9 protein-coding genes and 1 pseudogene are annotated in these 12,533 nt (G+C 51.4%); 5 read left to right on the top strand and 5 right to left on the bottom strand.

Going from position 1 to position 12,533, the window contains the following annotated elements; all coding sequences use genetic code 11:
* Nucleotides 1-2,302 precede the first annotated feature (2,302 nt).
* Nucleotides 2,303-3,265, top strand: a complete 963-nt coding sequence (locus tag BLW22_RS07175) for a helix-turn-helix transcriptional regulator (protein WP_083381327.1) — start codon at nt 2,303-2,305, stop codon at nt 3,263-3,265.
* A gap of 483 nt (nt 3,266-3,748) precedes the next feature.
* Here BLW22_RS07175 and BLW22_RS34315 read toward each other — a convergent pair.
* A pseudogene (locus tag BLW22_RS34315) lies at nt 3,749-3,891 on the bottom strand (IS110 family transposase); the annotation flags it as partial.
* Between the two features lie 357 nt (nt 3,892-4,248).
* Nucleotides 4,249-4,461, bottom strand: a complete 213-nt coding sequence (locus tag BLW22_RS35820) for a helix-turn-helix domain-containing protein (protein WP_083381328.1) — start codon at nt 4,459-4,461, stop codon at nt 4,249-4,251.
* Nucleotides 4,462-5,419: 958 nt separating this feature from the next.
* Here BLW22_RS35820 and BLW22_RS35825 point away from each other — a divergent pair.
* Together BLW22_RS35825 and BLW22_RS35830 are read left to right on the top strand one after the other, a co-directional pair.
* A complete protein-coding gene (locus BLW22_RS35825; RefSeq protein WP_346428880.1) occupies nt 5,420-5,644 on the top strand; it encodes a reverse transcriptase domain-containing protein in 225 nt (74 codons plus the stop codon).
* 167 nt (nt 5,645-5,811) lie between these two features.
* Nucleotides 5,812-5,970, top strand: coding sequence for a hypothetical protein (locus BLW22_RS35830; RefSeq protein WP_413038058.1), 159 nt, complete (start codon nt 5,812-5,814; stop codon nt 5,968-5,970).
* A 572-nt stretch (nt 5,971-6,542) separates the two neighbouring features.
* Here the strand turns inward: BLW22_RS35830 and BLW22_RS07205 are convergent.
* Nucleotides 6,543-7,580, bottom strand: coding sequence for an MFS transporter (locus tag BLW22_RS07205; protein WP_328586399.1), 1,038 nt, complete (start codon nt 7,578-7,580; stop codon nt 6,543-6,545).
* A gap of 225 nt (nt 7,581-7,805) precedes the next feature.
* Here BLW22_RS07205 and BLW22_RS07210 point away from each other — a divergent pair, with 225 nt between their 5' ends.
* Both BLW22_RS07210 and BLW22_RS35225 read left to right on the top strand, forming a co-directional pair.
* Nucleotides 7,806-8,312, top strand: coding sequence for an Lrp/AsnC family transcriptional regulator (locus BLW22_RS07210; RefSeq protein WP_074845014.1), 507 nt, complete (start codon nt 7,806-7,808; stop codon nt 8,310-8,312).
* A gap of 707 nt (nt 8,313-9,019) precedes the next feature.
* Nucleotides 9,020-9,274: a diguanylate cyclase domain-containing protein gene (locus BLW22_RS35225; protein ID WP_268876147.1), complete on the top strand. Its 255-nt coding sequence runs from the start codon at nt 9,020-9,022 to the stop codon at nt 9,272-9,274.
* A gap of 44 nt (nt 9,275-9,318) precedes the next feature.
* On the opposite strand, the gene BLW22_RS07220 is transcribed toward BLW22_RS35225, so the two are convergent.
* Both BLW22_RS07220 and BLW22_RS07225 read right to left on the bottom strand, forming a co-directional pair.
* A complete protein-coding gene (locus tag BLW22_RS07220; protein ID WP_074845019.1) occupies nt 9,319-10,512 on the bottom strand; it encodes an MFS transporter in 1,194 nt (397 codons plus the stop codon).
* 1 nt (nt 10,513) lies between these two features.
* Nucleotides 10,514-12,517: a TonB-dependent receptor gene (locus BLW22_RS07225; protein ID WP_074845022.1), complete on the bottom strand. Its 2,004-nt coding sequence runs from the start codon at nt 12,515-12,517 to the stop codon at nt 10,514-10,516.
* Between the last annotated feature and the right edge of the window lie 16 nt (nt 12,518-12,533).

A 12,533-nucleotide genomic window follows, 5' to 3' on the forward strand; every position in this document is an offset into this window, starting at 1 on the left:
ATTAGAAAATAAAGGGTGAAGTTAACAAAATTCTGCTAGTCGGTAGCGAAGTGGCATTGGATATAGTGAGGGGTTAGTTTATTGCTAATTAATTAGCCAATTGCTTCTGTTTATTAGGCTGGCGCTAAGAAAGATTGAGTGGACTCCATCCGCCTTACGTATCAGGCTGGTTAACTTATCGAGCAGAGCTGAAAGACCCCTCGGTATGTTTAGCGGTTTTTAGCATTGTTCGGCTTATGGTCTTGAAGAATTAAGAGCGATACGTCGGGATCACTAGAATCTGAACATTCTGACCCGAGCCGTGCTACACCAGCCGCAGCCCAAGCAGGACGATCGTCCGGCTATAGAAAACAATTCGGCGCCTCTGACTAATAGCACCTACGATAGCTGTCCGATACTAAACTGAATCAAGCTCAATTGCGCGACCGCTTTGCTACTGCTGAGGTGCGGCGAACTGTTCTCTCGGCGCCACAGACCCACGAATACTTATAAAGTACTCTCGGACGCCAGTTCCATCGCGTAGTTCATACAGTCCGCGGAGTCAACTTTACTCAGGCATGCTCATCGAGCTATCGGGATCACCGATGCATACGATAAGCACTGATTGCCCTACAGGCATGGCAGCCGTACGTAGGGGATTGGTGAAGTAAGGAGCATGATAATAGCATTGCAATAGAATTTGGCTTACATACGAAAAAGGGGGGCGACGAAATGATAGAACGTTTTGTTCGGGTGAGTATTGCCTTGTGTATTCAATACGAATTGCTGTTTAACCTTGCGCGAGTATCCTACTCCTTTTGATTTTGAATTCTTCAATCTGCTTTTTAAGCAATCGCCTGATGAAAGGAGATAAGCTAAGTTTCTGATTGATGCTTTTAAAAGATAGAATATGGACTTGCATCTAAAATTGGTAGCTGCGGTCTTAAATCTTTCCGCTTGAGCCAATATAGATTCCCCAAAGCTCTGATATCATTCTCTTTAGTGGTTTGCTTTGAGTGATCATATTTTCAGCTAATTGTTCGATTTTGATAGGTGTGTTTAAAAACTGAAGATGTGTTGGTTTTTTTTGCTGTTTCAGTTGAAGGTGTGCCTATACAGTGAGGAGTTTAAATTTGAATTTTAGCTCATTACTGGTTGGTTATTTTCTTCAGAGCTAAAACCGGTTTGTGCGACGAATAATGTCTCATTTTGGGTCGATGTGCTCATGCTTGGTGCGTTATATGTTTTTTGATGAATGCGTGAATATCATTGCGTTCATACGTGGCAAAGAGTATCGAAGCTGACGGTTAATTGGCGTCAATTTCCAATATGAATTTTTTGTGACAATGTTCATTTTCGCTTAAAAATTGCCTTTCGCTCGTCGACAAAGTAGGAGTCATGCTGTTTAATTATTTCAGGTTTGTTGACGGATTAATGGAGAGTTAACGGCTGATAGCATTCAAATGACGCATTCGGGGTTGACTGTTAGGGGGCGGTTGAGGCTTTCAACTTTCGCCATTATTGCAGTGTTCTTTGGATTGTCAGCTTATCTTTTCTTTTCAGATCAATATGTCGACTGATAACGTGGAGGCATTGTTTGATCAGTGTTTTTTAGCATGGGAAAAATGAATAGGATGGACGGGCTTTTCACCAGAGTAGACATCAATATCCTTCGTGCGGTTGCAATAGGTGACCCCGTCCAGATTCCTGTATGAAAAAGCCCGAACTAGGGTGCGTTTGTCCAGATCGATAGCTCGATATCATCTAAAGCTTAAAGTGATTATTAAAAAAGCGTGACGGTACGCTCCAGCAAACAACAGCTGTTACAGCTTCAGTCATTGCCGATGCTGTGCTCCCTATTCTCTTAGGAGCCCCCGATGCCATGATACGACCCGACTCTAAATTTGAAATAGTCATCGTGACCCCCAGGCTTGCCGGCTTCCGAAAGTCAATTGATGACTTGGCTGCGCTGATCGAGCTGGATATACAGTAGTCGTGTTCAACCTCTATGCTCTTCGTCTTTTCAACAAGCCGCGCAGGTTAGTCTTAAAGGCCCGGGAGGAGGCCGACCTAGGTGAAGTGTTATCCATCCGCACACTGGCAGCAAAGACGCGATGACTGAACTGAGAATTGTCTTGGCTAAGTGTAAGTGAACGCTCAGTAATGGTGCGCGGCCGCAGTGATGAATAACACTCAAAGTTAAAATCTTTCGTGGTTTTCCCGTTGCTTGGGACCTATTTATACCTTTTGTCAGTGTTTAGTTAACATTTGGATTTGTATTTAATAACATTGGCATGCTTATCAGAATTGTGAGGTCTCAATAATGAGCGAAACCGTCTTTTCTTCATGTCAGCTATCTACAGAAGATTCTGTTAGCGAGTTTTTTAGTAAATTCCGCTGTGACATTGATGTGTTTCGCGGAACTGCGGGCAGATTCGATTATTCTTCAAAAATGTGCCAAATTGGGAAAACTAGTGTCAGTCGTTCAACGAGTCTTTCAGGTTGGGCTTTTGAACAAAAAACTGAATTTGATGGCGTATTACTCACTGTACCTAATTCTGGACGGCTATCGTGGAGTACTCCAAAGGGTAAATGCGAGTCGCGACAGGGCGCTGTTTTCGTGATAGGCCCCCAAAGAGACCTTGTACTGTCCACGTTTTCTGCGCAGGCCAGCTATATCAGAATTTTCATTCAGCATGAGGATATATTTCAATACCTCAAATCTCTCACTGGTCAAGCACCCAAAGCGAAAGTATTTTTTAAAAATAATAATACTGATGTTTTGGTTGGTCGCTTTCTGACTAATCTTGCCGAAACAGTGCTGTCCGCATCAGAAAACATCGCCATAGCGGAAGGTCCATTTCTTCGCCACCTTAAGGAAAGCCTCATTTGTTTTGCGATATACAACTTAGAGAACAACTATTCTCAACTAGTTCGTTCGCCTGATACAGCCTTTGTGCCAACGCCGCACTGTATTAAGAGCACTATAGAATACATAAACTCACACTATTCAGAGGCGCTGACTAGCACCGACCTTGCTTTGCAGGCTAACGTGAGTATCAGAGGGTTGCAGGTCGGATTTAAAAAATATAGAAATACCACTATCAACAATTACATACGTGAAGTCAGACTCGTCAACGCGAGGAAAATGATTTTCGATTCCAGCTTGTGCTTGTCGCTCAAACAAATTGCTTATGCATGTGGATTTAGTAACTATTATCTCTTTTGCAAATATTACGCGCTAAGATTTTCTGAACACCCGAACGACTCCCTTAAGTTTAAGTGATATGATGGTTGTAAGCATGCTCACTACGAAAATGTGAGTCCTGTGGGTGTTTTTAGCAGTCAGATATGACTTCTACCCTGTCGGAAATGGCATTGAAATCTAAAGTTATGTTCCACTTTGCTACGAGGACAACCATCTAGTAGGCATATATAATAATCCACGGTAAATTTTATTCAGGTGTGTATTCAAGTAGGCGTAATCTGCCACATATAACGAGATTGAGAAGGACTACCACAAGATTAAAAAGCCATGAATCCTGGAAAGCTATTTCCTGCTACACTTGCTAGATTTGAGTGGGGGTATATTCGTACTAGCGCGAGGACGCAATGAACCTTATGCGATCCATAAATTCCACCTACCTAGCAGTGGATTAACAATTCCACCCTTTCGCTGCGGCTAATGGCGTATCAGACGAAGGCGCACCAGGGCTACGTCCTCAGTAGTCTCCGAATTATTACCGTGCTGACATCAGAGACCCCGACGGCAACCGGATAGGTTGGTGAAGAACCGCATCATCTGCTGTCGTGAAAGCTTCTTGCGAAATAGTTCTCGACCAGATTGTCCTGGCCGTGCAGGTGGAATGTGTGTTTGCCGAAGTCTATAGCGGCCAGATCCAAATCGCTCATGGTGGTGGTCTCCAAATAAAAAATACCCTGCGAAAGCGCAGCCCTCCCAGGGTTAGGGGTGACCATCCCATTACTAGCTTCGGTCTAAACTCCGAGTCGCCCGCTAGATCCCGAAGCCGTCATGCACCGGCATTTCATGCGTATGGCGCGGCGGTTGGCAAGTAGATAAGCACAGTGCAGCTTCGCCGCGCCGAACACCGCGATCACTTTGGCCAGTGCGGTTTTTGCATCCGCTCGCATGTCCATCGAGAAGGACTCAATGTGCATCACAGAGCAAGCCCTCGGACAAAGCGGGCGCATCCGTCAGGGTCTGAAGTTAGCCACTTACGGTGATCGATTGCTCGCCAAGTGGTAGCTTCACGATCGCCGACGCCCCACTCTTTTGTTTGGCTCGACCGGCATGAATTCTGTATGAATAAAATTCGGCAGCGCGACGGCCTGCTTATCACGATAAAGCGATATCCATCGGCGAACGAAATTCGGTTTGATCCCGTGCCTAATTGCGATAGCCGCCACGGAAAATCCGGCCTGCGCGCACTCCTGGAAGACTTGGTCCCTAAAGGGTTTCAGGTAGAGCTACTTTGGCCCATGGCGATCCTGACGTTAAGGGTAATTGCGCCCGCTTAAAAATGATATGACTCCGCAAGGTGTGTTCTCCGTCCCCTTACGTCAGATCAAATTTAAGTGCACATACCATGTATTGCCTTTGCAGGGCTGGTAGATGACTTGGTCGGACGGGGAGAGCGCGCTGGAGGAGGTTAGTCGATGAAAGTTCTATACTGGTAAGAGATGGCGAATCAACCAGACCCCGAGTCATGCATGTTGCACCGTGAGGTGCAGGGCGAAGCGTTGACAGGGGAAACCGATGGGCCAGCCATCGAGTCGCGTAATCAGGAATCCGGGATGCCGATGCTGTTATCCGAAGCAGAAGGCAATACGGGGCATGGCGATATACACCAGTCATGCTCTGATCCCGCGCGGCCGGAGACCCCATGCCCGTCGGGAAGTCCTTCGCACAGAAACTGGGAGATCTCAGCGGTGCCCAGTGCGCAAGCACCGGGCGGAGCAGGAAAGGCCAAAAGCCGTAACCCTGCTGTTCAGGTCGTTGATAAGTCGGATACGTCCGTAGTACCTGAGAAGCCATCGAACAAAGGGCCTGGCCCTGCGGAGATTGTGGAGGAAAGGGATGTAGCCAAGGGAAACACCGAAACGCCCCCGTGTCCCGGACACTGAGCCGGATCAGTAGCGCGTCGATTGGACTTGAAGGTGTACGTGAGGCCGCCCGAAGGAACAAGGGCTTGCAGTTCACAGCATTGCTGCACCACATCCCCCCGCTATTATTGGCGCAGAACTTTTATGCGCTTCGCCGCGATGCGGCGGTGGGCGTGCACGGTATGTCGTGGTGAGAATATGAGGAAGGTCTTCTCCAGCGGGTAACCGATTTGCACGCGAGGCTCCACAGTGGAGCCTATCGGGCAACGCCATCGCGGCGGGTTACATTCCCAAAGCCGATGGCAGGCAACGCCCGTTGGGCATTGCCTCTCTGGAGGAGAAGATCGTACAGCAGGCAGTCGTTACCGTTTTAAATGCGATCTATGAGGAAGACTTTCTGGGTTTCTCGTACGGGTTAAGGCCGGGACGTAACCAGCACGATGCGCTGGATGCGTTGAAGGTCGCGCTCAAGGGCCAGAAGGTGAACTGGACATTGGATGTGGATATCAAGTCGTTCTTTGATGGGATCGACCATGAATAAATGCTGATGTTTCTGGGGCATCGGATTGCAGACCGGCGCCTGCTCGGGCTTATCTGCAAATAGCTCCAAGCGGGTGTTATGGAGAACGGCCGTAAGGTGACTGCGACCAAGGGGCTCCCCTAGGCGTAGTGATATCGCCATGGTTGGCGAATAGCTATCTTCACTACGTGCTGAATCCGTGGGCAAGGCAGTGGCGCCAGCGGCATGCCCGTGGCGATGTGATTGTTGTGCGATACGCGGACGACAGCGAGGTGGGTTTCAGGACGCAATGGCAAGCTCAGCAGGTTCGGTTTATCTCTCGATGCCTCGAAGACACGGCTAATTGAGTTTGATCGTTTTGCTAAGAGAAATCGTAGGAAGCGAGGATTAGGTAAACCGGAGGCGTTTGATTTCCTGGGCTTCACACACTGCTGTAGTTCCAACAGAAACGGTGGGTTTCAAATACTGCGTCTGACGGTCAAGAAGCGAATGCGTGCAACGCTGCTGGCTATTCGGGATGAGCTGAAGCGCCGACGTCATGAACCCATCCGGGTTCAAGGGCAATGGCTCACTCGGGTGGTGAGTGGTTACTTCAATTACCACGCGGTGCCAGGAAATCTGATACGTCTGGGTGGTTTTCGTTCGGCGGTATGTCGTCTATGGCGGCAAGCCCTCAAACGTCGCAGCCAGCGTAACCGGCTTCAGTGGTCACGCTACGGACGTCTTGCCGACCTCTACATACCTAGACCCAGAAATGCACATCCGTACCCTGAGGATCGCTTCGCGTCACATACCCGAGGCAGGAGCCGTACGCGGTAGTTCCGCACGTACGGATCTGTGCGGGGGGGGCAGGTAACTGCCATCCCTACCGCGACCGTTCCTACCGCGACCTTGTCAGACTACCGAATTAAGGTTTGTCTCAATCGGCATCTAACTGAAAATCCGTTTTAGACCTTAATCCGTAAAAGGCTAATAAAGCAGCTGCTATCTGCACCATAGCTGCAACCAGAAGAATAGTTTTGAACCCAGCCACGGGATAGATGAGGCTCGCGGCGATTGTGCCGACGGTCAGGCCTAAGTAAGTTGTTGCGCTGTTCAGTCCGAGTATCGCTCCACGTTGCTTATCGCTGGATTGCGATAACAGCAGCACGATCGTGTTTAGAGTCAGATGGTTAGCAAACCCCCAGCAGAAGACCACTGGTAGAAACCCTACAAACGAGGCCATGGTGAGAATCATGGATACGAAAATGCTCGCATTAACAATCAGTAGCCACGGTAATACCTTATGTTGCCCTATCTGGTCGACCCTGCGATTAGCAATTGATGCGCTTGCAAAACCGAGCCCGAACATTAAAACAACAATCCCGGCTTGTGCCGTTGAAGTCTGCAGCACCTCGCGCGTCTCTTGCACCACAAACGCATAGGTGCCGTAGAACGAGCTGGTGAAGGCTAGTCCGAGAGTCAAAAGAGGACGTACGCCAGTTTCCTTCAATGCACGGAGTGGGCTTGGCCAGCCAGCTTCTTGTCGATTTCTACTGGGATAAAGTGGGGATTGAGGTAAACAGAAGAAAATGAATGTTGTTGACACGGCTAAACATAAGTACGCAACTCGCCACCCGGCGTACTCTGTAATAAATGCTGATAGCGGAACGCCAGCAACAAGTGAAAGTGACCAGCCAATGAGCACTTTCCCCAAAGCTCGGGAGGCAAATTCCGGTGCAATATATTTAGTTGCAAGTGCGTAGGCAGATGGAAGAACGAGACCTGCTCCTGCCCCTGCGAGTGCTTGGAACGCGACCAACATTGCGACAGAGACAGCTAACGAACTCCCGAGCATCGCGAAGAGAAGGGTTATTAACCCGGCTTTCAAAGTCCAAGACGCACCGCAGCGATCGATTAGCGGAGCCAGGAACAGCGCTGAAATAGCCGTCCCTGCACCGTAGGATGACATTGCAATCGCTGCTGAGCTTTAGGGGCGCAGCCAGTGAAGACGCTACGTCAGAAAGAATTGGGCTCAGAAGCAGGCCATTCGACCCCACGATGGCGACCGAACACATCAGCAACGTAACCTTTATCGGCGGACTAGCTGCTGAATGAGATATATCTGTCATTATGACAAACCTCTGAATACGGTACAAAACGTGTTCAAATATACCTAACGGAATTTGGCAAAAAGCGAGATATGGCTGAAATGAGTGAAAATTCGAACCCTATTAAGAAAGGTACAGCCAAAAGCACCTCGCTGGACCGGATTGACCGAAAGTTATTAGGTTATCTGGCCGTAGATGCGACGTCCAGCTATGCAGTGCTAGGCGAATTGGTTCATCTGTCAGGGCCAGCTGTGCATGAGCGCGTGAAACGCCTTAGGCAGCTCGGCGTTATCAAAGCGACTGTTGCTTCGCTCGACGGCGCCAAGCTTGGCAGGCCTCTTCTCGCATTCATCAACGTCGACACGAAAAGCTGGGCAAAGACGCGACAACTTATACAATTGGTCGACTTGCCTGATATTGAAGAGATTCACACGGTGACAGGCGAGAGTGCTGTCCTGCTCAAAGTCAGAACTCGAGATACTCAGACACTGGAGGCCTTACTCGGCATGATTCATGGAATAGAAGGCATTGAGGCGACGCGTAGCAGTATTGCTCTCTCTACCTACCTTGAGAGAGGCCCGTCACCGACAGCAGAATAAACATCTATCTGTCCTTAGAAAATCCGTAGACAAGTTTAGACGCCAACCTGCGTCCGGCAGCCCGGCAGCCCGGCAGCCCGGCAGCTGGTGGATTGTTTGAAGTCATCCTTCGGTGACTGAGGCACAATGCCTGCGTTAGATAGGGCGGATCAACAGCGAAAGCTAGAGTGCATACATCCCAAGACCTGCTTAGACGTTAATCACACGCTAAAGAGGCTAGGACGCGTTTTTTCGATTAATTATCATTAATATCAATAGCTTGGGTGAGAACAATCGCAGGGAGCTTGCCCGTTTTGGCAGAAAACACCCCTATTTGTACCCCATATTTGCCATATCCATTTGCTTAGCTAAAACCGCCCCTTTACCGTGATCGCCCCTTAGGCGGGCTGCTCTGCAGAAGGATGGCAGGTGATGAATCGAAGCTTGGGCGAGACATGGACGCTCGGAGCATTAGGTCTACTGGGTTTTCTCACCATATGGGCTATTTAGCAGCAGAATTGTTCGGTCCTCTCACTCACCAGAAATCGCTCAGTTGGGCTAATTAGTGCCCAAACCTCTAGGCCCGCACCCCCGCAGTACGTACGAACGGCTGCCCAGCGGTGATAGCCCGGTTTCAAGTTTTACAGCTAAGGCGCCAAGGACGTGATCAGCGGCTGAGCAAAGGCCATGCTCTCCAGACAGCTAAATGGCACACTAGTGGCACCAGTGTGAAACCATGTAGGGTCACCACCGCGTTAGCCAAGGCACTACGAGCTGCAGTGGCGGCACTCAATATTCCGCACCCGATACTGGACGAAGGTGCGCGAGTTATCATCAGCCTGGGGGTAGCGGCTGCAACTGCACCTCAAGTCAGCGCCGGGGCGTTGATCGGAGCCGCTGACGCAGCGCTCTATGCCGCCAAGCACGCGGGCCGTGATTGTCTTTTGTGTGCTTTGCCCGAAGCGATAGATTGCTATTGGTAAGGTTGGCGAACTAGGTTCTGCCGTTGCGACTCGTATCATGAAGTTCAAATCGCTGTTATGCCCCCAGTCTGTTGTTGCAGTCGCAGGCACATTTTGCGTGCTGGATACAGACAGACGCAGGCAATCACCGCCAGGCACAGCAGCAGTTGCGGGTAGCCCAAATAGTGCGCAACTTGCAGGGTCGCCAGCGAGGCAAGCATCGCCACCGCCGCGTCAGTCGATTGCAGCAGCGCGTAATCAGAGGCCGGTTGATGAGGGCGTACCTGACCCATCAGCAGGTTGTAAAGGGTGACGAAGCCGATCGCAGCGGCGACATTCACCACCGCGAAAAGCGCCAGCCATACCTGCAGATCAAATATTCGCGCGCCGCAAGCAGCCACAAGAGTAATACCGGCGTGGATAAGCATGCTCGGCGTGAGGCACTGCCAGGTCCCCAACCGCCGAGCCATCCAGCTACCGATCAAGATACCCAGCCCGCTGGCAAATGTGCCGTAAAGAGTGGTGATCAGTCCCAGTTGGCTGAAGTCGAGGCCGTTATCCAGCAGCATCACCGTTTGCAAAGCCATCATCCCTCGCATGGCCAGGTAGTAAACAGCCACCAGGCAAAGAACTGGCCACATGGCTTGAATACTCCGGTGATCCAGTCGCGGCGGCGGGGCGTGCTTCTGTTGCTCACGACTGGCGGGCAGCCATCTCAGCGGCAGCAACAGGCTCAAAGAGAGCAGCGCCATCGCCATGAACCCGCCACGCCAACCCCAGTGCTGCGCGAGATACAAGAACGCCAGGCTGCCGAATACTACGCCGAGGTAGCTGCCGCCCACTTGGGCGGCGTTGGCGAACGGCCGTTCATGGCTGTCACAGGTGGTAATGGTGATGGCATCGGCATAAATGTCATGCGTAGCTGACAACACCGCTAATAACAGCATTGCCTTCAGAATCGGGTAAAACGAGTGCTGCGGAGTTAGTGCGCTGATAATCAGCAGAATTGCCGCCATGCCCAGTTGTAGAAGGACCAGACTGCCCAGATAACGATTGCCCCGCAAACCCAGACAATGCCGCTCGCACCACGGTGCCCAGAAGAACTTGCCGATCCATGGTAGAAACGTCAGCCATAACAGGCTGAGGCTGGCCAGGTCGAGCCCTTGATGGCGAAAATAGGCCACCACTCCTTGCAGCATCAGTGCGGTGAGCACTCCCTGATGCAGGTAGTAACACCAGTAAGGAAGATAGCGGCGCATATCAGAATGAAGCCTTCATGCTCAGCCCCAACTCCCTGCTATGGCCGGGCTGGGCAAACTGCTGACCAGCAGACTCATAGGCATAGGTTCGATACAACTTGTCACTCAGATTGTTACCGTACAGCGCCAATTCGAGATCCGGCCTGGGCAGCCAGGCAAGGCGTGCATCGAGCAGGCTGTAGCCGCTTTGGGCTACCTGGTTATCGACGTCAAAATAATGCTTGCCGGTGTAGCTCAGGCCAACACTGGGACGGACCTCGCCCATTACGCCATCGAAGTACAGGCTGTGTTCCGCCGAAACCCGCAAAGTGCGTTTGGGTGTGAAGGTCAATTGATTACCCTGACGCTCCGAGTCAAGCAGGCGGTTACGGTTCAAGGTGCCTGCAATACTCAGACGGGTCGCTTCAGTAGCTTGCCAATCCACAGATAACTCGGCGCCCTCGCTGCGGGCCTTGCCGATATTGGCCAGAGACTGAGTCCCTGTACCTGCGTCGCCGACGAATTGCTGCACGTCGTCGATATAAATGCGGTACAGCGCACCATTGAGCCATACACGCTTGTCCAGCAGACTGGCCTTGATGCCGACTTCCATGTTCAGGGATTTTTCCGGTGAGTAGGCCACAGCATCGGGAGTGATGGCGCCGATGCGGTTGTAGCCGCCAGCCTTGAAGCCCTTGCTCACCGATGCGTACAGCCGAGTGTCAGGTGTTGCCTGGAAACCCAGAGCGACCTTTGGCGTGGTGCTGGTGAAGGTGTCGTTGCCACTGTATTCAAAGCCGGGGGTGAACAACGCGTTTTGCTGCACATAGCGAGTCTCGGCTTTTTCCTGGCTGTGACGCGCACCCAAGGTCAGGTCCCAACGGGGCGCCAAATGCCAGGTGAACTCACCAAATACAGCTTTTTCGGTATTTTCGATGCGGCTGTCCGCCTGACCGTAGACGCCGGATAACGGTGCGCTGGCATCAGGTTCACGTTGCGAATGACTTTTACTGTTCTGCCAATAAAGGCCCGTCACCAGATCCCATGCCCGATCAGCGCCTTGAGTCGACAGGCGCAACTCTTGGCTGAGGGTGCGCTGGGTTTCCGGCCAGAGGAAGCCCAGATCCCCGAACAACCGCTCATGCCGGTAGTTCTGCAGGGCACTGATGGAGGTCAGGCGCCAGCTGTCATTAAGGCTCCAATCAACGGTGGCGCTGCTGCTTTCAACACGGCGTACGTACACAGACTCCATCAACGGCACGCTGGCCCGACGCTTGCCATAAGTCTCGTCGGCGAGATATTGCTCGTCATACGATCGTAGTTTGTCCCGCGCGTAGGCCAGACGCAGGCTCAGGTCTTCATTGGCCTTGAACAACAGGCCCACTCGACCGCCACCATTGTCGCTGTCCCCATGGTGTTCACTGCGGGTCAACTCGCCGTCGGTGTCGTCGTGGTAAACCGCACCTTGTACGTACAAACGGTCACTGACCAGTGGAGCGGAGCCACTGGCAGAAACTTGCTGATGCAGGTTACTGAAACGGCTTTGTACCGTGGCAGTCTGGGTTTCGTCGGGCTGACGGGTAGTGATATTCAACGCTCCCGCATGAGCATTACGACCATACAACGTTCCTTGCGGGCCTTTGAGCAGTTCGATTTGTTCGATGTCCAGCAATTCCTGATTGAAGGTGCCCAAGTACTGTGGAACACCATCGACATAAATCCCGACCGGAGCGTTGTAGGGGTCTGAAGATGAGATGCCGCGCATGCTCAGGCTGGGGAAAAGGCCTGCGCCGGTATTGCGCACTAATAATTCGGGAAAGACGCGTTCCAGCTCCCCGCTGCGGTAAACATTGGCTTGTTCCAGGTCTGCCGGGGTGGCTACGGCCAGAGCCAGATCTGTCTGGTTTTGAGACTGGACACGCTTGCTGGCGGTGACTTGCAGTTCAGGCAAGGTCAGTACCGAGTCAGCAGAAGCGTAGGGCGTGATGGCGAACAGTACCGCAAGGTGGAGCAAGGAGCGTTGCATGGAGATAACCTGAGGA

The organism is Pseudomonas marginalis, assembly GCF_900105325.1.
Classification (GTDB): Bacteria; Pseudomonadota; Gammaproteobacteria; order Pseudomonadales; family Pseudomonadaceae; genus Aquipseudomonas; species Aquipseudomonas marginalis.